General features: G+C 50.8%; 21 protein-coding genes. 11 read left to right on the top strand and 10 right to left on the bottom strand.

Going from position 1 to position 19504, the window contains the following annotated elements:
• Window positions 1-17 precede the first annotated feature (17 nt).
• The 4 genes from rpoH to ftsY form a co-directional block, all read right to left on the bottom strand.
• Window positions 18-869, bottom strand: a complete 852-nt coding sequence (gene rpoH / locus VIN66_RS14565) for an RNA polymerase sigma factor RpoH (RefSeq protein ID WP_134052044.1) — start codon at window positions 867-869, stop codon at window positions 18-20.
• A 125-nt stretch (window positions 870-994) separates the two neighbouring features.
• Complete coding sequence (gene ftsX, locus VIN66_RS14570; protein ID WP_331924656.1) at window positions 995-1978, bottom strand: permease-like cell division protein FtsX; 984 nt, start codon at window positions 1976-1978, stop codon at window positions 995-997.
• A complete protein-coding gene (gene ftsE, locus VIN66_RS14575) occupies window positions 1975-2661 on the bottom strand; it encodes a cell division ATP-binding protein FtsE (RefSeq protein WP_331924657.1) in 687 nt (228 codons plus the stop codon). The genes ftsX and ftsE overlap by 4 nt, the downstream gene beginning before the upstream one ends.
• Window positions 2662-2663: 2 nt before the next feature.
• Window positions 2664-3812 carry a signal recognition particle-docking protein FtsY gene (gene ftsY, locus VIN66_RS14580; RefSeq protein WP_331924658.1) on the bottom strand — a complete coding sequence of 383 codons (1149 nt, stop codon included), beginning with the start codon at window positions 3810-3812 and terminating at the stop codon, window positions 2664-2666.
• An 82-nt stretch (window positions 3813-3894) separates the two neighbouring features.
• Here ftsY and rsmD point away from each other — a divergent pair, with 82 nt between their 5' ends.
• Window positions 3895-4518 (top strand): 16S rRNA (guanine(966)-N(2))-methyltransferase RsmD, encoded by a 624-nt coding sequence (rsmD, locus tag VIN66_RS14585; protein WP_331924659.1) that lies wholly within the window; start codon window positions 3895-3897, stop codon window positions 4516-4518.
• A 17-nt stretch (window positions 4519-4535) separates the two neighbouring features.
• Here the strand turns inward: rsmD and VIN66_RS14590 are convergent, their stop codons facing one another.
• Genes VIN66_RS14590 through VIN66_RS14600 form a run of 3 tightly spaced genes read right to left on the bottom strand, consistent with a single transcriptional unit; the run spans window position 4536 to window position 6766 of the window.
• A complete protein-coding gene (locus VIN66_RS14590; protein ID WP_331924660.1) occupies window positions 4536-5147 on the bottom strand; it encodes a YjaG family protein in 612 nt (203 codons plus the stop codon).
• Entirely contained in the window at window positions 5128-5481 is a 354-nt protein-coding gene (locus tag VIN66_RS14595; RefSeq protein WP_331924661.1) for a DUF2007 domain-containing protein, read from the bottom strand. Before VIN66_RS14595 ends, VIN66_RS14590 begins: the two co-directional genes overlap by 20 nt.
• Window position 5482: 1 nt before the next feature.
• Window positions 5483-6766 carry a hypothetical protein gene (locus VIN66_RS14600; protein WP_331924662.1) on the bottom strand — a complete coding sequence of 428 codons (1284 nt, stop codon included), beginning with the start codon at window positions 6764-6766 and terminating at the stop codon, window positions 5483-5485.
• A 216-nt stretch (window positions 6767-6982) separates the two neighbouring features.
• Between VIN66_RS14600 and VIN66_RS14605 the strand changes: the two genes are divergently transcribed.
• The 3 genes from VIN66_RS14605 to VIN66_RS14615 are packed head-to-tail and all read left to right on the top strand — an operon-like array spanning window position 6983 to window position 9528.
• Window positions 6983-7372, top strand: a complete 390-nt coding sequence (locus VIN66_RS14605) for a DUF2721 domain-containing protein (protein WP_319004171.1) — start codon at window positions 6983-6985, stop codon at window positions 7370-7372.
• Between the two features lie 19 nt (window positions 7373-7391).
• Entirely contained in the window at window positions 7392-8918 is a 1527-nt protein-coding gene (locus VIN66_RS14610; RefSeq protein ID WP_331924663.1) for a DUF3369 domain-containing protein, read from the top strand.
• 16 nt (window positions 8919-8934) lie between these two features.
• On the top strand, window positions 8935-9528 hold the full coding sequence (locus VIN66_RS14615; RefSeq protein ID WP_331924664.1) for a DUF4136 domain-containing protein: 594 nt from the start codon (window positions 8935-8937) through the stop codon (window positions 9526-9528).
• A 23-nt stretch (window positions 9529-9551) separates the two neighbouring features.
• On the opposite strand, the gene VIN66_RS14620 is transcribed toward VIN66_RS14615, so the two are convergent.
• Window positions 9552-10139, bottom strand: a complete 588-nt coding sequence (locus tag VIN66_RS14620; RefSeq protein WP_331924665.1) for a DUF3833 domain-containing protein — start codon at window positions 10137-10139, stop codon at window positions 9552-9554.
• A 137-nt stretch (window positions 10140-10276) separates the two neighbouring features.
• Here VIN66_RS14620 and VIN66_RS14625 point away from each other — a divergent pair, with 137 nt between their 5' ends.
• From VIN66_RS14625 to VIN66_RS14655, 7 genes are all read left to right on the top strand, one after another.
• On the top strand, window positions 10277-10837 hold the full coding sequence (locus VIN66_RS14625; protein WP_331924666.1) for a sigma-70 family RNA polymerase sigma factor: 561 nt from the start codon (window positions 10277-10279) through the stop codon (window positions 10835-10837).
• Window positions 10812-11459, top strand: coding sequence for a hypothetical protein (locus VIN66_RS14630; protein WP_331924667.1), 648 nt, complete (start codon window positions 10812-10814; stop codon window positions 11457-11459). Before VIN66_RS14625 ends, VIN66_RS14630 begins: the two co-directional genes overlap by 26 nt.
• On the top strand, window positions 11456-12343 hold the full coding sequence (locus VIN66_RS14635) for a hypothetical protein (RefSeq protein ID WP_331924668.1): 888 nt from the start codon (window positions 11456-11458) through the stop codon (window positions 12341-12343). The genes VIN66_RS14630 and VIN66_RS14635 overlap by 4 nt, the downstream gene beginning before the upstream one ends.
• A 131-nt stretch (window positions 12344-12474) precedes the next feature.
• The gene (locus VIN66_RS14640) at window positions 12475-13107 is read left to right on the top strand and encodes a 2OG-Fe(II) oxygenase (protein ID WP_331924669.1); all 633 of its coding nucleotides are present in this window, start codon (window positions 12475-12477) and stop codon (window positions 13105-13107) included.
• Window positions 13108-13126: 19 nt separating this feature from the next.
• On the top strand, window positions 13127-13516 hold the full coding sequence (locus VIN66_RS14645) for a hypothetical protein (RefSeq protein ID WP_331924670.1): 390 nt from the start codon (window positions 13127-13129) through the stop codon (window positions 13514-13516).
• A gap of 64 nt (window positions 13517-13580) precedes the next feature.
• Window positions 13581-14846 (top strand): efflux RND transporter periplasmic adaptor subunit, encoded by a 1266-nt coding sequence (locus VIN66_RS14650; RefSeq protein WP_331924671.1) that lies wholly within the window; start codon window positions 13581-13583, stop codon window positions 14844-14846.
• Window positions 14847-14857: 11 nt separating this feature from the next.
• A complete protein-coding gene (locus VIN66_RS14655) occupies window positions 14858-17968 on the top strand; it encodes a CusA/CzcA family heavy metal efflux RND transporter (protein WP_331924672.1) in 3111 nt (1036 codons plus the stop codon).
• Between the two features lie 35 nt (window positions 17969-18003).
• Here VIN66_RS14655 and VIN66_RS14660 read toward each other — a convergent pair whose 3' ends face one another.
• Window positions 18004-18501, bottom strand: coding sequence for a DUF192 domain-containing protein (locus VIN66_RS14660; protein ID WP_331924673.1), 498 nt, complete (start codon window positions 18499-18501; stop codon window positions 18004-18006).
• Window positions 18502-18504: 3 nt separating this feature from the next.
• Window positions 18505-19374: a 4-hydroxybenzoate octaprenyltransferase gene (ubiA, locus tag VIN66_RS14665; protein ID WP_331924674.1), complete on the bottom strand. Its 870-nt coding sequence runs from the start codon at window positions 19372-19374 to the stop codon at window positions 18505-18507.
• Window positions 19375-19504 lie beyond the last annotated feature (130 nt).

Genomic DNA, 19504 nt, shown 5'->3' on the forward strand with positions numbered 1-19504 from the left:
TATTTTATAAATTAAAGTTAGCTCATCGCCGCCTGTAACTTCTTCATGGCGTTTTTCTCAAGCTGACGCACACGTTCTGCAGATACATTGTAACGATCTGCCAGCTCCTGCAGGGTCAACTTGTTATGATCTAACCAGCGGGCGCGGATAATATCCTGACTACGGTCATCCAGTGTACGCATAGCCGCCTGCAGCCTGTCTGTTGCAGCATTGTCCCACTGATCTTCCTCTACCCGGTGCGCCAGGTCTGAGGCTTTATCTTCCAGATAATATACCGGTGCAGTGTACGCGGCTTCGTCATCTTCATCCGGCGCATCAAACGGCATATCATAGTTGCTCATACGTGCTTCCATCTCACGTACTTCATGCTCTGCCACACCCAGTGATTCAGCTACGTTTTTCACTTCTTCCTGATTAAACCAGCCTAAGTGCTTTTTCGCTTTACGCAGGTTAAAGAACAGTTTGCGCTGAGCTTTGGTCGTGGCAATTTTAACAATGCGCCAGTTCTTCAACACATACTCGTGAATTTCGGCTTTAATCCAGTGCACAGCAAACGATACCAGGCGCACACCCACGCTGGGGTCGAAGCGTTTAACCGCTTTCATCAGACCGATGTTACCTTCCTGAATCAAATCACTCACCGGCAAACCATAACCAGAATAACTGCGGGCAATATGTACGACAAAACGCAGGTGCGACATAATCAATTGACGGGCAGCTTCTAAATCACCATTTTGATGCAGGCGCTCGGCCAGGCTACGCTCTTCTTCTGCGCTGAGCATAGCAATGGAACTGACAGCATGAGTGTAAGCTTCCAGACTACTGCTGGCGGCTACCGGTAACGACATCATTTCTGCTGAATCGCTCATTTTTGTGTCCTGTCCTAAACTAAGTGAAACGATATTAGCACTCTTTGACAGAGAGTGCTAATTTTAGTTGCGGCAGTTTTTAGATCTGCTTATTCTAAAAATTCAGATGTAATAATTAAATGCTATTAAGGGCCGGTAGGTTCAATGGCACTGATATGGCGCCGCACTGACAGGTAAGAACCGCTAAGGCCAAGCAGTACCGCCAGTAGCATCAGACTAAAAAACTCGCTCATGCTCAGTGACATCAGGTTAAACTCACTGTCATACAGCGATGTGACACTGACAATAGCGCCCTGCAACCACCACAGCATGGCTTCAACAATAAGAAATGCCAGTAAACCACCAAAAACGCCATACCAGATACCGCTGTATAAAAATGGCCGCTGAATAAAGGCATCGGTTGCGCCTACCAGCTTCATCACCTCTATTTCGTCTTTCTTATTCATAATAGATAAGCGAATGGTGTTGCCGATGATTAACAGCACTGCACCCAGCAGCAGCACCGCTATGACCAATACAGCCTGGCGTAACAAACTGACAATTGCATCAAGCCGGGTCAGCCAGTCAATATCAAGCTTACCAAACTCTACAATCCGCTCTTTTGATAACCGCTCCAACAACTGGCGCGCGCTGTCTGCACTGGTATTTTTCGGCAATACCAATAACACATCAGGCAAAGGGTTATCCGTCAGATAATTCAGCGCCGGGCCAAAACCACTGACAGCGCCAAACTCTGCCAGCGCCTGTTGCTTACTGATGTGGGTTACCCTGGCAATGTCATTGTCGGCCTGCAGAATTTTTTGCAGGCTGCTGATTTGAGTAGCGTTGGAGTCCTCACGGATAAATAGGCTGATCTCTGCTGCCTGAGTAAAACTGTCACTAACCTGCTGCACATTTTTGACCAGCAAATGCAAGGTTGCAGGCAGTGTCAGGCTTACACCTAATACGCCTATCGTCAGAATGGACGCTGATGGCGTGCGCCAAAGCTCGCCTAAACTGAATAATGCCTGACGCACATGATTTACCCAGAACATCACAAAACGCCGGCCTAACCCCAGTTTATGCTCAGACGCGCCACTGCTGACACGGCCGGAAAACAAAATACTCATAGCGGGGCTTCCTCATACTGCAGCAAGCCATCATTAATCATTTTGCCTTGCCTGAGTGTCAGCGTGCGGTACTTCATCCGGGCGACCAGTCCCAGATCGTGTGTCGCTACCAGCACCGACACCCCTACCTGATTAAAGGCTTCAAATACCTGCATAATATCTTTGGATAAGTCAGGGTCCAGGTTACCGGTGGGCTCATCGGCCAGCAATAAAGGCGGCTTGTTTACCACAGCGCGGGCGATACCCACCCGTTGTTGCTCACCACCCGATAACGTATGCGGCAGACAGCGCACTTTATCCAGCAGTCCAACCTTATCCAGCGCGGCATGCACCCTTTTTACCATGTCCTTACCACTGAAACCTTCAATCACCAGTGGCAGAGCAACATTGTCAAATACCGTATGATTCATTAACAAACGGTGATTCTGGAAAATAATGCCGATATCACGACGTACATAAGGAATATGCGCACGGCGGATACGGCTAAGGTCTACATCGTTAATCAATACCCGGCCCACGCTCGGGCGTTCAATCAGGCTAATCAGCTTCAGCAAGGTACTTTTACCGGCACCAGAGTGCCCGGTCAGAAAAGCCATTTCGCCTTTCTCCAGTTTGAAACTCACTCTATCTAGCGCGACAAAGCCACCCGGATAACTTTTACTGACCTGATCGAACTCAAGCATCTTTATACTTCCCTGCTAAACAACGCGCGGATAAAGTCCTGACTGTTAAATACGCGTAAATCATCAATACCTTCGCCCACACCGATATAGCGCAGCGGCAGCTTAAACTGATCTGCAATAGCGAAAATCACCCCGCCTTTTGCCGTACCATCCAGCTTGGTTAAACTGATACCGGTCAGTTGTACGGCTTCATTAAACACTTTAGCCTGACTTAATGCATTCTGGCCGGTCCCGGCATCTAATGTCAGCATCACCTCATGCGGTGCTGCTGCATCGATTTTCTGCAGTACCCGGACAATTTTCTTCAGCTCTTCCATCAAATGCGCTTTGTTCTGCAAACGGCCTGCCGTATCAGCGATTAACACATCAACCTTACGCGCTTTGGCCGCCTGATAAGCATCAAAAATCACCGACGCACTATCAGCCCCGGTATGCTGGGCAATTACCGGAATATGGTTACGCTCGCCCCATACCTGCAGTTGCTCGACTGCTGCGGCGCGGAAGGTGTCCCCGGCGGCCAGCATGACCGACTTGCCCTGCTGCTTAAACTGCTGTGCCATCTTACCGATCGTGGTCGTTTTACCGACGCCATTCACGCCAACCATCAGAATAACAAAGGGGCCAGCCGGGTTTACCGGAGTAAGCGGTTGTTCAACATCTTGCAGCAATGCAGCCATGTCATGCTGCAACTTATCAAACAACAGCGCAGAATCCTTCAATGCTTTACGATCGGCATGCTGCTCCAACTGACGGATCAATTTCTGCGTGGTATCGACGCCAACGTCAGCCAACAGCAACTGGGTTTCCAGCTCTTCATACAGTTCATCATCTATTTTGCGGCCGCTAAACAAGCCAGCCAAACCGGCGCCCAGGTTCTGGCTGGTTTTTGCCAGGCCCTGCTTCAGGCGGGAAAAGAAACCGGCTCGCTTAACAGGTTCAGTAACAGGCAAATCAGGTGTTTGCGCTGCAGCTGTTGCAGTAACGGTTTGGCTTTCAGCTACGGCAACGTCTGCGGGTTCTACAGCATCTTGCTGCACAGTTTCGTCAACCACCTCGGTAACCGGTGCTGATTGCTCAGGCGCAGGCGTTTGCTCCCGCGGCTCGTCTTTACCCAGACCAAGCCAGGAAAACAGTTTATTTTTTTTGCTCATAAGTCCAAGTGTATGCAGATAAAAACTCAGGTAAACTTGGCCGTTATACTAACACCTTTGTGTTAAAGGCAAAACGGATTAGATGAAACAGGTGAAAACAGCAATAAAACGCCCCGGCAACCCGGCAAAACGCCAGGCAGCCGAGCAGGGTGCTCCCGGCGAAGTCAGAATTATCAGCGGGCAATGGCGTGGACGAAAATTGGCTGTGCTGGACGCAGAAGGGCTAAGACCCACAACTGACCGGGTAAAAGAAACCCTGTTTAACTGGTTGATGCATGATATCGACGGCGCGACTGTGCTTGACTGCTTTGCCGGCAGTGGCAGCCTGGCATTTGAAGCGCTGTCGCGCCATGCTAAAAGTGCAACCCTGATTGAGCGCGAAGCAGCTCAGGCCAGACAACTGCAACACAACATCAGTAAACTCAATTGCAACAATGCCAGTGTCGTTCAGCAGGACTGTATAAGCTACTTAAACAATGCAACAGCTACACAGTTTGACGTCGTGTTTATTGATCCACCGTTTCGCAAAAACCTGGCTCTGCCTTGCTGCCAGTTACTGGAGCAATATAACTGGCTGACAGACACAGCGCTGATTTATCTGGAAACAGAAAAAGAACTGACAATCGCGCAACTGCCTGCTAATTGGCGTTTATTGAAAGAAAAAATCGCTGGCCAACTGGCGTACAGGCTGTATCAGCGCGGTTAGTTACCGCGCCTGTGTGATTAATCCTGTTCGAGCTCCATACCAAGATTGGTCAGCCCCTGCTCTTTTACCCAGCCTTGCAGTAGCTGTCGCTCCTCACGGCCAAATTGCTTCAGCGGTGTCACCAGTTCAATAAGCTCAGCCAGACAATCCATTTCATACTGCATTAACGGGTGCTCGCGCACAATTTTCTTCAGCTCTGCCTCGGTCGTAATATCATCATCGATACTTTCGTGCTCGATAAGCCGCGCGACAGTGGCCTGGGAAATCTTTGCCACATTAATAAACTCAGCAGCATCCTGCTGGGAAACACCACTTAACATCATATCCAGCGCAGTAGCACAATCAACTGCCGGGTAAACCCCGAAAATATCGTAATGGCTTATTTCCGGTGTAACAGCCTCAAGCTCTTCTGACAACTTGGCGAAGTTTATCTTTGCCTTTTTTACAGTTAACCATTCCCAAATTAACGTCAGAATATGCCGCGGCAATTCAGCATCACCAGTTTGTGTAACCTCAGCAAACAATTGATAATTGGGCAGCATGCGCTCCAGCAACGTTGCTGCAATAGCAGCCTGTTGATAAAAGCTCAGCTCGCGCATCGTCTGGAAGTTATTCGCTTTTGATTTCATCTTTTTCCTGAAGGCATGACCAGCAAATATCAAAACTCTGGTAGTTCACTTCGCCACACCGACAAAGCCACTGCGCAGGTTCATGCTGTAATTGTTGTAGATATTGCGCGATTATACGCTGTGCAGCAGTAAATTGCTGCTCTGGTACCCAAAGTTGTACGCCGATATCATTTAACGGTAATTCGCCAGCAGCGCCAGCCAGATACTCACCACGCGTATCAACCTGAATTATGGCGCTTTGCAGTAACCCCCGTACCAAGCCGGCTTCAAAACTGTTAGCCGCAAGGTACACCCGCTGCCATTGTTGAACGTCAGACGGGTGCAGCAATTCCAATTTAGCTGGTAACCTTCAGTTGCTTCTGCGCATATTCAAACTTCAGTTTGAACTCCATCATGCGCTCTTCCATGCTCTGCAACTGCAGTTGGTGCGCTTCCTGCTGTTGCTGCAGCTCGGTGCGAAGCGTACGGATTAACTCACGGCTGCTATCAGCTTCCTGCTGCTGCTTTTGTTCAGCAGCGAACTGCCGGTTCTGGGCATGCTCAAGCTGAGCTTCCAGCTTTTGCTGTCTGTTTTGACTTTGCTGATACTGCTCGTTCAGATTGACATAATCTGCCTGCAGCTTGGTCAGCTCTGATCCCAAGCCACCGGTCTCATCCTGCATTGCTGCTAACTGTTGCTGGGCATCAGCAAGTTGCTGTTGTGATTCGTTGAGCTGTTCCTGCCACTGTTGCTGCTGTTCAGCCTGAGTGGCGATTTCCTGTTGCAGTTGCTGAATTTTTTGCTGCTGTAACTCATGCGTTTTTTTACGGTCCTGCACTTCCTGTTGCAGTTGGGCAATAATTTGCAGTTTTTCCTGCTGCGCAGACTCAACCGCTCCGGTCCGCTCTTTGGCCTCTGCCAGCGCTTGTGTCTGTGCATCCAGCTGTTGCTGCAGTTGTGCTAACTGTTGTTCGTGCTCAGCCTGCATGTCGTTAACTTGCTGCAACTGCTTTTGCTGTTGCTCTGTCGCTAGTTTTAGCTCTGTTTTACTTTGCTGCAGCGACAGTTTCATCTCATGCACTGCGGCTTTAGCCTGTTCTGCATCAGCTTCTGATGCAGCTAATTGTTGTTGCAACTGAGCAATATTCTGTTCGGCTTGTTTAAGCTTTGCCTCAGCTTGTGGATCAACGCCCGCAGTCTGCTGAAGCTCTGCCAGCTGTTTCTGTAGCTGTTCGAGCTGCTCAGTCTGCGCGCTGTAATGCTGCTGCGCGGCACTCAGTTTTGCATTGGCATTTTCCAGCTCAGCATTTATCACGCTGTGTTGCTGACGTAATTTCGACAGTTCCTGATTATCTGCACTGGCTACCGGTATCGCTAAGTCGAGTTGTTGTTTCGTCTGCTGCCAGTCTTTAAACAGCTTCTGGTAGGCCTGCTCTTGCTCTATCAAACGCTGCTGCCACTGCTTCTGTGAATCAGAGAGCACACTGGTTGCAAACTGTTGCAACTGTTGCTGCTGTAGGTTTAATAATTGGCTTGAAAAATCAACCAGACTCGCTTCCAGTTGCTGCTGCGCCGCCTGTGTTAAATCGGCAATAACTTGCTGCTCGTTTTTATTATTGTTTTTCTTCACTGCATTCATTATCAGCTCTCGCTATACTGCGGCAGCGGCTCTGTTAACCAAACACAGGCGCTACGTCGTGATCAGATAAGTACGTCAACAGCCCTACCTTAGCAGTTATTCAGGCTGTAGCATACTATGCCGATGTTTAGTGTAATATGAGTTGTCACCGATAGCTAACGCTATTGATACTTTTGAGCTTTTAGCAATTTAATTTCTCATAACAGGAACTTAAACATGATGAACCTGACCACCCCAGCACTGTTGTTCCCGGCAATATCGTTGCTTCTGCTGGCGTACACCAACCGCTTTCTGGTGTTGGCACAGCTGATTCGTGAATTAAATCAACGCGAAGGCGAAAACGTACGAGAGATGGCCAAAAGGCAGATCTCCAATCTGCGCAAACGTATCGTACTGATAAAAACCATGCAGGCTTTTGGTGTGTTTAGCTTTGTATTGTGCACCGCCGCGATGTTTTGCCTGTTTATGTTATGGCAGACCGCCGGCCAGTTACTGTTTGTCATCAGCCTGATTAGCTTATTAGTCAGTCTGCTCTATTCTTTATATGAAATTCAGATATCCTGTGACGCGATAAATATAGAACTTGAATCACTACAAAACGGCTGACAGAGCGGCGGGCAGATGTATGAGTAGTAATGACTTTTTATTCAATGATGATGCTGCTGACACCATTAGTCCGCACACTGACAGTAACGCTGTGCCATGGCAGGTCCTGGTGGTAGATGATGATGAGAGCATTCATCAGATCACCAGTCTGGTGCTGAATAACTTTGAGTTTGAACAGCGGCCGCTGCAATTGTTACACGCCAAAAGTGCCCGAGAAGCACAGCAGCTTATTGAGCAACACCCTGATATTGCGCTGGCCATTATCGACGTCGTGATGGAAACCCAGCATGCCGGCCTGGAGTTGGTTAAAACTATTCGCCAGCACATTAAAAACCAGCGTATGCGGCTGATTCTGCGCACCGGCCAACCTGGTGAAGCGCCGGAAGAACATGTTATCCGCGACTATGATATCAATGACTACAAAAATAAAACCGAAGTTACGGCCATTAAGCTTAAGACCATGCTGTATGCCGGGCTGCGCTCATACCGGGATATCTGTTTTATTGAGCAGCACAGAGTCGGTCTGGAAAAAATTATCGGCTGCACCACCAGTTTTTTACGCTGCAGCACCCTGCGGGAATTTGCATCCTTAATCCTCGGGCAAGTAGCTTTTTTACTCGGCTTGGAGCGGGAACAAATTTACTGCTGTGCCGCTATTAACAGCGCGCAACAAAACCAGTTGGAGCTGGATGTGATTGCCAGCAGTAACCCGTTAAAAGGCGGCGGCTTGCCAGATGACATCGTGGCAAAAATGCAGCAGGTGCAACGGGACAAACAATCTTACTACGCCGATGATTGTTTTATTGGCTACTTCAGTACCCAGAACGGTAGTGAAAACTTTCTCTATGTCAGCAAAGGCAGCAAACTGGAGCAAACCGATCATCAGCTATTGAGCTACTTCTCGCACAACATCGCTATTGCTTATGAAAACATCCGCCTGCGTGAACTGATGCGGGAGTCTCAGCGCGAATTAGCGTATATACTCGGTGAAGCCGTAGAAAAAAGATCCAAAGAGACCGGCAGCCACGTAAAACGGGTAGCAAACTACAGCTACTTACTGGCAATACATTATGGTTTAACTGAATATGAGGCAGAGAAAATAAAGTTAGCCTCGCCACTACATGATTTGGGTAAAATTGCTATTCCGGATCATATTCTGAACAAACCAGGTAAGCATGATGCTGCAGAATGGGTCATTATGCAGCAACACGCCGAGCTGGGTTACCAGATTTTACAACATTCAACTAACGAGATCCTGCAGATGGGTGCCATTATTGCCCACCAGCATCACGAGAAATGGAATGGTAAAGGCTACCCGCAAGGCTTAGCCAAAGAAGACATCCATATTGCTGGACGGATTACCGCTCTGGCAGACGTATTTGACGCTTTGGGCAGCGATCGTTGTTATAAGAAGGCCTGGCCGCTGCCAGAAATTATCGAACTTATCCGCCAGGAACGTGGTCAACAGTTTGACCCGGCTCTGGCGGATATATTGTTAAACAATCTGGATGCGTTTCTCGCAATACGCGATGCCTATCCGGATTAAACGCAGGAAGATGTGTATGTTACGCAAAAATATCAAACAATTACTGATGGTCTGTACCGCAGCAGCGGCATTGCTGATAGCCGGTTGTGCCACAGGGCCTAAGGTACGTTCAGACGCCGCCGCCAATACCAACTTCTCAGCCTATAAAACCTTTTCTTTTATGGCTGAGCCGGCAACAGACAAAGCTGGCTACGCTACGCTGGTGACACAGCATTTTAAAGATGCTATCAGTGCCGAAATGATAGCACTGGGGTACCAGTACAGCGAAAACAATGCTGATTTACTGATTAATTTTAATTCAAACGTTGAAACAAGAACGGATGTCCGTACAACCCCCAGTGCCACTTTCCAGTATGGGTATTATGGCTACCGCCGCGGTATCTATGCCGGTTTCCCGTTATATACCAGTGATGTAGACACCATTCGCTACAAATATGGCACGGTAAATATCGACGTAGTAGACGCAGCAAAAAAGCAACTGGTTTGGGAAGGGATCTCTGAAGGTACGTTGAAAAAGTCAGATCTGGACAATCCCAAGCAGGCTATCTCAGAGGTAGTGGGGTTAATTTTCCAGCAATACCCCACCCGCAAAGCAACTGCTCAGCCCTGACAGTTAAGGTGTGCCCTCAGTACTCAAACAGACTGAGGCACCTCTTGCTGAATTTTTTGTTTTAACGCCGCACAGCCGGCGTTTTTATTTTGTTGCTGTATCGACAACGTCAGCTCAGCCACCTGCAGACCAAATTTGTGTAGCGTACTGCGGTTAATCAGGTTTTCGTTATCGACAAGATACATCCAGTCTTTTACCGTGACATCCAGCGTATCGTCATCATACGGAATGCGCAGTGTGTATTCCCAATACAGTGCATTACCAGCCAACTGCCCTGCTGCCAGCCCGACAACATCGCCTGCAGTACCGCTGACGCGACCATCAGAATGCTGCTCGAGCTGCCAGTGACGTTGCTCTACCCGGCCGTCGCTAAAATAAAACAGCTCGTACAAATGGCCTTGCCCGCCCTGCCACTCACCGCAGAGTTCAGCACTGAAACGGACGCTTTGTTTACCTTGCCAGTTATGCAATACTCCCCAGGCTTTAGCTGTGCCCTGAAAGAACTGGTTCAGCTGAAGTTCGGGGCTTTCATTCTGGTACTCCGTCACTGACTGGCTGCAGCCATTTAGCATCACTGCCAGCAAAGCCACTACGCTGTATCTTTTCTGCATAAATCCTCCACTTTTCACTAGCATTACGTGCTTTGCCAACAACCAGCTCAAATAAAATAAAAAATATTCAGAACTGGCAAACTAATTTTTAAGCCGCTACGACTTAACAGACAAATACCACAGAGAAAAACAATATCGTGTTCAAACGAAGTGATGAAAACCTGATAGCCAAAGCACTGCACGGCGACCAGCACGCCTGGCAACAGCTGGTAAGCCGCCATCAGAGCAGCCTGTATTATTTTGGTTTGCGGCTGCTGGGTTCTAAAGAGGATGCACATGATCTGCTGCAGGATGTGCTGATGGTGCTATGTCGCAATCTCGGCCAGTACCGTGGAGACAGTAGTTTTAAAAGCTGGCTGTTTGGTATCGCTAATTACCGCGCCATGGATATGTTGCGCCGCAGAAAATACAGTGACGGTGACGAGACACTGGCTGACATAGCCGACGATGCCCCGGCCCTGGCAGAGCAGCTGGCTAATCAGCAACAGCAGCGCCAGGTACAGCAACAGTTACGCAGCCTGCCACCAGAGCAAAGGCTGGTGCTTGAGCTGAAGTTTTATCAACAGTTTACGTTTGACGAGATTGCCAGCCAATTGGCTGTTTCCAGCAATACCGTTAAATCCCGTTTTTATGCCGCGCTGGATAAGATGCGCCTGCAGTTGGAGGACGACCATGTCGAACAATCAGCAAACTTTTGAAGACTGGCTCGATGGCAAAATCAGCACTGACGCATGTGAGGAACGCTTGCAGCACGATGCTGTTTGGCTGGCCAGAATGCAAAATACTGCCGCGCTGCGCTCAGATGCCGCCAAACCGGAATTTGATGCAGTACCTCAGATAGACACCGTTAACATGTTCGCCAACCAGTGGCAAAGAGCAAAGCCACAGCGCAGCTGGTGGCCGCAAATCAGTCTGGCACTGTCCTGCGCAGCAATGCTGATCAGCCTGTCACCGGCACAACTGCAACTTCAGGATGGCAGCCTGACGCTGAGTTGGCACAACAGCCAGCAAGAGATAGACACAGCAGTCAACAAAGCACTGGTCAATTACCAGCAAGAACAACAGCAGTGGTTGGCACAACAGCTGGATTTTCAACAACAGAACACCAGCTCGCAGTTGATCCTGCTTAAAGACTATCTGCAGGATGAACTGCAACGTGACCAACGTAGCGACATGCTGCAACTGGTGGAATATCTGAATCAGCAACGTCAGGCCGACTGGCAATACTGGCAGGAAAACTATCAACCGATGCAGGCGGGCTATCGCCCAACTGACAGCTATTACTTAAGCCCAACTAATACCGGAGCGGTAAAACCATGAAAGCATTACGTCGTACCCCAATTTATCTGACAGCCCTCGCGGCCACACTGGCAGTCATACCAGCACTGGCAGCGGATATCAGCCCGGCATTAAAGAAGAATGCCGATATCCTGCAAACAATATTGCAAACAGCGTTTAAAGAAGATGAAAACAGCCGCTTGTCATCCATGCAATACAGCTACCTGACCGGTCAGGGGTTACTGTTTCAGGCTAATGCAGTGCGTAGCGGCCGCCATGTGTTTCATTTTACCGGTTCAGGCGTTGCCCCGGTGGCGCCAATTCCGCCGGTACCGCCATTGCCGGAAGGTGACTTTGAGTTTGAAATCGACACAGACGAAATTGAACGTTTGACCGAAGCGGCGCAGGATATGGCCGAGCAGATCAAGCAGCAAAGCCGTTACACTTATCGTATTGCTGAAAAGCAACGCGCTATTGAGCGTGAGCTGCGCGACGTTGAGCGCGACCTGCGCGATATCGAGTTTAACAAATCGATGAGTAAACTGGATAAAGAGCAGCAACAGGAGTTGGCAATGCTGCAACAAAAGGCCAAGCTATTAAAAGAAAAGCTGGCCGAAGCGGAAAAAGAAGCTGCGACCAGTCGCCAGCAACTGGAAGAGCAGCGCAACAAACAGCTTGCCGAGCAGCAAAAACAAACCGCTGCCATGGTGAAAACAGTCGGCGAGAAGTTCAGCCAGATCCTGTGTGACTACGGCGCCAGCCTGCGCGACATGCCAGACACAGAATATGTCAGCCTGCAGGTTAACAACCGCGGTAGCGACGGCCGTTATTACTGGGTGATGAAAAAGTCGGATATTAACCAGTGCATGACCGGCAAAATTAAAGCCAAAGACCTGCTGACCAAAGCCAGCACCTACCAGTTCTGAGATATCGCTGAGGTCACGCTGCGCGGTTGGGTTTAACCAGCCGCGTAGTAAAATTCTACTTTGTTGCTATAAACTTTTCGGCGACAATAGCGCTGTGCCAGTTCGCAACCTCTACCCGGGTAAACACCTTTATGCCTGCTTCTGTACAAAGCTCTGACCTGCTGAATTTCGATATTATTATCGACGCCTTTTATTCGCATGGCTGGGTTTGGCTGCCGGACTTTCTCAGCCCACAGCTTAATGCTGCTCTGTTACATGAGGCACAACACGAAGCCGAGCTGACACCAGCAGGTATCGGCCGTCAGAACGATTTTCAGCTTAATCAGCAGATCCGCCGCGATGCCACACAATGGTTTGATGGCCAAAGCACAGCCCAGCAGCAGTATCTGGCATTAATGGCACAGCTGCAGCAAGCCTTTAACCGGCGCTGCTTTCTTGGCTTGTTTGATTTTGAATGTCACTTTGCCCGCTACCGCAGTGGCGATTATTATCAAAAGCATGTCGATGCATTCAGCGGCCGCTCCAACCGGGTGCTGACGACGGTTAGTTACCTTAACAGTGTTCATCAGGGCGGTGAGCTGGAACTGTACAGTGAACATGACCAACTGATAGACCGGTTTTTGCCAACCGCCGGCAGCCTTATCATCTTCGAAAGCGAACGCTTCCCGCATGCCGTGCTACCTGCCGTTGACACCCGGTATAGCATAGCCGGCTGGTTTCGCAAAAACGCCAGTATCAACGGCGTGCTGGATCCGGCCAGTTAAAACGCTTATGATAGCCGTCATGCGTAGCGTACTGTGTTATTTATTACTGTTAGCTCTGGCACTCTCCGGCCTGACCGGATCGGTGCAGCAAGCCCATGCTTATAGCCTGGCAGATGCGATTGTCATGCAAAGTATGCAGCATCAACACGATACCAACGCTGACAACAGTGATATGCCATGCCATACCAGCGCTGCAAAAATCGCTGACGACAGTAGCGATAACTGCTGTAAGCAGATGCAACACCAGTGCAGTGCAGACTGCTGTGCCAAACACTGCGCGACGTCGGGTGCTTTACTTGCAGCAGAACTGTTCCGCTATATCCGCCCCGACAATGTCATCACCCGCCACACCACAGATTTACCGCTGTGGCTGTTTGCCGAAGAGTCTCCGCCGCCTATAAACGCCTGATCCGGTTACATTCTGGTTCGCTGTGCTACTGGCACAGCCGGTTTAACTTGTTTCAGGAAACATTATGCGCGCACATTATTTCGCCTGGCTGTTGTCAGTCTCAGCGCTTAGCTTATCTGCACAGCAGCACGACACCCATCAACATGATATACACGGCGATACAGCACAGGACATTGAGTCTAAAAGCCTTGCTCCGCAGCACACCGCCGTTGCCAACAGCGTGTTAGCACAACCGGCACAGGTATATGCCTGCCCAATGCATCCCCACATTCAGCAGCCGGAACCCGGTAACTGCCCGATATGCGGCATGACACTGGTTGCCAAGTCAGCCCCCAGGGACGCACAGGTACAGGTGAACGGTGCCATGCAACAGGCGCTGGCCATCCGCACTGCAACGGCCGAACCAAGAACCTTATGGCGTTTTATTGAAACCTTCGCTCAGGTGCAGTACCCGGAAGATGCTATTCACCACAGCCATATACGCGCTGAAGGCTGGATAGAACAGCTGTATGTGCGTAGCCTGGGGCAGCGTGTCCGTGCCGGGGAAAAGCTGTTTAGCTATTATGCGCCGGACTTACTGGTAGCGCAGGATGACTACCTGCAAGCGTTATCCGTCAGCCAGCAAAATGGCAGCCGCAGCGCTAACCTGCTGCAGCGGGCAGAAACCCGCTTACGTTTGCTGGGCCTGACCGACAAGGACATCAAACAATTGCAGCAAAGCCGCCAGAGCCAGTACCAAATCACCGTTTACGCACATCAGGATGGTGTCGTTACCATGTTAAATGTGCGCGACGGCATGTATATCCGCCCGGGCGATACCCTGATGGAAATCACCAGCCTGCAGCAAGTCTGGCTCACGGCAGATGTACCGGAGGCACAGCAAAGCTGGCTCAGGCAGGGTATGGCAGCTGAAGTGGATATTCCATCGCAGCATATCTCAGGTATTGAGACCCAGGTCGATTTTATCTACCCGGCATTGGATGCGCAAAGCCGTACCAGCAAAGTCAGAATGACGCTGGACAACCCGCAGCAACAGCTGCAGCCGAATATGTTGCTGCCGGTAAGACTGTATGGCGGCGCATTGAAAGATGTACTGGCCGTGCCGCGTGACGCAGTGTTGCTGTCCGGTACTGGCAGCCGGGTGATTGTGCAAGAAGGCGACAACTTCAGCGTACGCAAGATCACTACAGGCAACAGTGCACAGGGCTATGTGCAGGTATTATCCGGCCTGGCTGAGGGTGAGCAAGTAGTGGTTTCCGGTCAGTTCCTGCTGGATGCTGAAGCAGGCTTAAGCCAGCTCCCCGTCAGCACCGCTACGCATCAGCATTAGGAGCAGCATCAATGATTAAAGCGATTATCCGCTGGTCGGTGCAAAACCCATTGCTGGTGCTGATAAGCACGCTGGCACTGGCACTGTTCGGCTATCAGGCCAGTCAGCAGCTGAAACTCGATGCGCTGCCAGATTTGTCTGATGTGCAGGTTATTATCAAAACCAGTTTCCCCGGCCAGACGCCACAAACCATAGAAGAACAGGTGAGCTATCCGCTATCGACAGCCTTGTTAGCGGTGCCCAAAGCCAAAGCCGTACGCAGCTTTTCTATGCCTAATGACAGCTACCTGTATGTTATTTTCGAAGATGGTACAGATCCATACTGGGCACGTTCGCGGGTACTGGAATACCTGCAAACCGTGACCCTGCCGGCAGGTGCCAACGCCACGCTTGGCCCGGACGCCAGCGGTGTTGGCTGGATATTCCAGTATGCGCTGACCGACAGCAGCGGCAGTCAGTCATTGGAACAGCTCACCAGTCTGCAGCAGTTTTATCTGACACCAGAGCTACAAAGCGTGGCTGGGGTGGCGGAAGTTGCCAGTATAGGCGGTATGAAGAAAACCTATCAGTTACAGCTGGATCCGCGACTGATGCGCTCATTCAATGTCACGCTGCAACAGGTCATTACTGCAATTAACAGCCACAACCAGCAGCGGGGCGGCAGCGTGGTAGAAGTCGCAGAAACAGAGCTGCTGGTACAGTCTTCTGGCTATATTCAATCACTACAGCAGTTGGCGGCGGTGCCGCTGGGGGTGCGCAACAGCGCAGATTACCCACTGACACTGGCAGATGTTGGTACAGTACAAACCGTACCGGCGGCCCGGCGTGGCATAGCAGAGCTAAACGGTGAAGGCGAAGTTGTTGGCGGCATCATAGTCATGCGTCAGGGCGAAAATGCGTTAAGCACCATAGCGGCGGTAAAACAAAAAATGGCCCAGCTACAAAGCGGCCTGCCTTCGGGTGTGGCTATGGTTACCGTCTATGACCGCGCCACTCTGATTGAAAACACTGTTAGCAATCTTAGCAACAAGTTACTGGAAGAAATGGCCGTCGTCGCGCTGGTGTGTCTGGCATTTTTGCTGCACGTGCGTTCGGCTCTGGTTGCTGTCATCAGCCTACCGCTGGCCCTGCTGGCCAGCATATTACTGATGAACCTGTTGAATATCAGTGCCAACGTCATGAGCCTGGGCGGTATCGCTATCGCCATTGGTGCTCTGGTCGATGCTGCCATTGTGATGGTAGAACATGGCCATAAAAAGCTGGAACAGGCACGCGCGGGTAATATCACGCTTAGCCGCAGTGAGTTTCGTCAGGTGATCCTTGATGCCTGTACTGAAGTCGGGCCAGCGTTATTTTTCTCTTTACTGGTGATCACCGTCAGCTTTATGCCGGTGTTTTTGCTCGAGGCGCAGGAAGGCAGGCTATTTGCGCCACTGGCCTACACAAAAACCTTCGCCATGGCCGCCGCGGCAGTACTGGCAGTCACGCTGATCCCAGTGCTGATGCTGTACTTACTGCGCGGAAAAATCCCATCAGAGCATAGTAATCCGCTTAACCGCACGCTGGTCGCACTATACCGGCCGGTGCTTAGCCTGTGTTTACGCTTTCCCAAAACGCTGGTGTTGCTGTCGTTGCTGGCGCTGGCCTCTGCTACCCTGCCCTGGCAAAGGTTATCCAGTGAGTTTATGCCAGCTTTCGCTGAAGGTGATTTGCTGTATATGCCAACCACAGTGCCGGGGCTAAGCCCGGCCACGGCAGCCAAACTGCTGCAGCAGACTGACCGGCTGATCAAAACCGTGCCTGAAGTTGACACAGTGCTGGGTAAAAGTGGCCGCGCAGATTCGGCAACGGATCCGGCACCGCTGACAATGTTCGAAACCAGCGTGAAGTTAAAACCGCAAAGCGAGTGGCGCGATGGTTTCACTCTGGCTGACATTATTGCTGAACTTGATGCAGTAGTGCAGGTACCGGGCCTGACCAATGCCTGGCTGCCACCGATAAAAACCCGCATAGATATGTTGTCTACCGGTATCAGAACGCCGGTGGGCATTCGTGTCAGCGGGCCGGATCTGGATGTTTTGTCCGAGGTTGCAACGCAGCTGGAGCAAAAAGTAAAAGCGCTGCCCGGCAGCCGTTCCGTATTTGCCGAGCGCGCCGAATCCGGGCTTTATCTGAACATTACACCCAATATCGCTCAGTTAGCACGCTATGGCATAACACTGACTGAACTGCAGCAGTATGTTGCCAATGCGATTGGCGGCGCGCCGGTGGCGCAAAGCATTCAGGGCCGTGAACGCTTTGATATCAGCCTGCGTTTCCCACGTGAACTGCGCAGTCACCCGGATGACATCGCCAAACTGCCACTGCAAAGCCGGGATGGGGCTTTTGTACTGCTGGAGCAGGTTGCTGATATCAGCGTAGATAATGGTCCGGTCATGATCCGGGCAGAAAATGCCCGCCTGACCAGTTGGGTATTTATCGACCTGCAGACTGATACCCAACTCGGCCGTTACCTCAACGATCTGCAACAATTGCTTGCTACGCAGCAGTTCCCGCCCCAGGTGACTGTCAGCATTGGCGGCCAGTATGAATATCTGCAGCGCGTCAGTGCGCGCTTACAGCAGCTGGTGCCAGTGACCTTGTTACTGATTGTCGTGTTGCTGTATCTGACGTTCCGCCGTTTCAGTGATGTGGTCCTGGTACTGGTATCATTGCCGTTTGCCTTAAGTGGCAGCCTATGGTTATTGTATCTGCTGGACTACCAGCTGTCGGTCGCGGTTGCAGTAGGGTTAATCGCACTCAGTGGTGTGGCGGCTGAGTTTGCGGTGGTGATGTTATTGTACTTAAAGCGGGCGGTTGAAGAGCTGCAACCGGCGAACCGCGAGCAGCTGTGGCAGGCCATTATGCATGGCGCCGTGCAGCGGGTGCGCCCCAAAGCCATGACGGTGCTGACCATCATTGTCAGCCTGTTGCCCATCATGCTCGGCGCCGGAGCCGGTAACGAAGTGATGCAACGTATCGCCGCACCAATGCTCGGCGGTATGGTTGCCGCACCTTTGGTATCTATGCTGCTGATGCCAGTGTTGTACTTTCTGTTGTTGCGTCGCCGTTTGCCAGCTTAACCACGAAACGTCAGCGTACTGACTAGTCAGTACGCTTATTTTGCACTGTCAGTCGCTTTTTTATCCGGCATAGACACTTTAGCACCAACTTTTATGCCGTGGCTGGCAAACCAGCCACGTGGCATTTCCAGGGCTGCTATTATAGGCCCCGGTGACGGCACCGGCGTCTGGTCAAAAGGCTCCAGCTGTACCAGCTGAGCTATAGTCCAGTCGGGTGTGATATAAGCGACATCAAGCGCCATGCTGGTATTGGCCATCCACAGCGAAATAGCCGTTGGTTTTTGATACAGCAAAAACATGCCGGGCTCAGCATTTTGCTGAAACATCAGGCCCTGTGCCCGCTTCTGTGGTGTGTCAGCCAGTTGTACCTGTACCGTCTGCTGTGCTAACTGCAGCGGCACCAGTTCAAACTGCTCCAGCTCAAACTGCTCAGGTTGCTGCTGTGCCATCACCGGCTGACTGACAGAGAACAATAGCAGCAGGCTCAATACCAGTGGTAAGCCACGTTTGTGCAACGGGTTAAAGTTGATCATCGTTTATCCTTTGAGCAAGTAACTTAGGGCAATACCGGCAAATACCAGCATGCCAACGTAATGATTATGCAAAAATGCCGCAAAACAGCCCTCGCGGCTGCGTTTGGCAATCTTATGCTGATATACGAAGCAGCCGGCACTTAAGGCTAAACTCAGATAAAATACCGGGTGCAGCTCTGCCAGTACGCCAACCAACAGTAATAACACTAAGCAGGCCAATTGCAGCAAAGCAATAATAGGCAAGGCAAAACGGCCAAATAAAATGGCGGTCGATTTAATGCCTACTTTCACATCATCCGGCCGGTCTACCAGCGCATAATAGGTATCGTAAGCCACCGTCCAAAGCAAATTAGCAAAATACAACAGCCAAAGTATGGCTGGCAGCTGCAGCTGAATGGCCATAAAGGCCATCGGCATGCCCCAGCTAAACGCTGCGCCCAGTACCACCTGTGGTAACTGGGTATAGCGTTTCATAAAGGGGTAAACCGACGCCAGCACCACCGCGACTAAAGACAGCAACGCCGTTTGCCAGTTTAAGAACAGCAGCAGACTGGCACTTAACAACAGCAACAGCACAAACAACTGCAGGGCTTCTGTGCCACTAACAGCCCCACTGGCCAGCGGCCTGTGCTTGGTGCGTTCAACAGCGCCATCCCAATGTCTGTCAGCGTAGTCATTAATCACACAACCCGCCGCCCGCATCAGCACAACGCCGGCAGTAAATACCCACAATAAGTGCAGTGGTGGTACACCCTCAGCCGCCAGCCACAGCGCCCACCAGGTTGGCCACAACAGCAAATAGGTGCCTATCGGCTTTTCCAGCCGCATAAGTTGCAAATAGTAACGCCAGTGCGCCTGTTTCAGTGCCAGCATCAGGCAAACACCTTAAGCTCAGCCATCGCCGGCAAGAAAGCTTCCGCGACCAGCAGCGGTAAATCATTCAGTTTGAAAACTGAACGGCGGGTGTAGCATTGCGCTGTAAGGGTATCAGGTAATATCAGCT

Source organism: Rheinheimera sp. (genome assembly GCF_036568245.1).
In the GTDB taxonomy this organism is placed as follows: domain Bacteria; phylum Pseudomonadota; class Gammaproteobacteria; order Enterobacterales; family Alteromonadaceae; genus Alishewanella.

Bases quoted from the DNA above. Each gene is read 5' to 3' on its own strand.
- rpoH (WP_134052044.1), bottom strand. From the start codon at position 869: ATGAGCGATTCAGCAGAAATGATGTCGTTACCGGTAGCCGCCAGCAGT.
- ftsX (WP_331924656.1), bottom strand. From the start codon at position 1,978: ATGAGTATTTTGTTTTCCGGCCGTGTCAGCAGTGGCGCGTCTGAGCAT.
- ftsE (WP_331924657.1), bottom strand. From the start codon at position 2,661: ATGCTTGAGTTCGATCAGGTCAGTAAAAGTTATCCGGGTGGCTTTGTC.
- ftsY (WP_331924658.1), bottom strand. From the start codon at position 3,812: ATGAGCAAAAAAAATAAACTGTTTTCCTGGCTTGGTCTGGGTAAAGAC.
- rsmD (WP_331924659.1), top strand. From the start codon at position 3,895: ATGAAACAGGTGAAAACAGCAATAAAACGCCCCGGCAACCCGGCAAAA.
- VIN66_RS14590 (WP_331924660.1), bottom strand. From the start codon at position 5,147: ATGAAATCAAAAGCGAATAACTTCCAGACGATGCGCGAGCTGAGCTTT.
- VIN66_RS14600 (WP_331924662.1), bottom strand. From the start codon at position 6,766: ATGAATGCAGTGAAGAAAAACAATAATAAAAACGAGCAGCAAGTTATT.
- VIN66_RS14605 (WP_319004171.1), top strand. From the start codon at position 6,983: ATGATGAACCTGACCACCCCAGCACTGTTGTTCCCGGCAATATCGTTG.
- VIN66_RS14610 (WP_331924663.1), top strand. From the start codon at position 7,392: ATGAGTAGTAATGACTTTTTATTCAATGATGATGCTGCTGACACCATT.
- VIN66_RS14615 (WP_331924664.1), top strand. From the start codon at position 8,935: ATGTTACGCAAAAATATCAAACAATTACTGATGGTCTGTACCGCAGCA.
- VIN66_RS14620 (WP_331924665.1), bottom strand. From the start codon at position 10,139: ATGCAGAAAAGATACAGCGTAGTGGCTTTGCTGGCAGTGATGCTAAAT.
- VIN66_RS14630 (WP_331924667.1), top strand. From the start codon at position 10,812: ATGTCGAACAATCAGCAAACTTTTGAAGACTGGCTCGATGGCAAAATC.
- VIN66_RS14635 (WP_331924668.1), top strand. From the start codon at position 11,456: ATGAAAGCATTACGTCGTACCCCAATTTATCTGACAGCCCTCGCGGCC.
- VIN66_RS14640 (WP_331924669.1), top strand. From the start codon at position 12,475: ATGCCTGCTTCTGTACAAAGCTCTGACCTGCTGAATTTCGATATTATT.
- VIN66_RS14645 (WP_331924670.1), top strand. From the start codon at position 13,127: ATGCGTAGCGTACTGTGTTATTTATTACTGTTAGCTCTGGCACTCTCC.
- VIN66_RS14650 (WP_331924671.1), top strand. From the start codon at position 13,581: ATGCGCGCACATTATTTCGCCTGGCTGTTGTCAGTCTCAGCGCTTAGC.
- VIN66_RS14655 (WP_331924672.1), top strand. From the start codon at position 14,858: ATGATTAAAGCGATTATCCGCTGGTCGGTGCAAAACCCATTGCTGGTG.
- VIN66_RS14660 (WP_331924673.1), bottom strand. From the start codon at position 18,501: ATGATCAACTTTAACCCGTTGCACAAACGTGGCTTACCACTGGTATTG.
- ubiA (WP_331924674.1), bottom strand. From the start codon at position 19,374: ATGCTGGCACTGAAACAGGCGCACTGGCGTTACTATTTGCAACTTATG.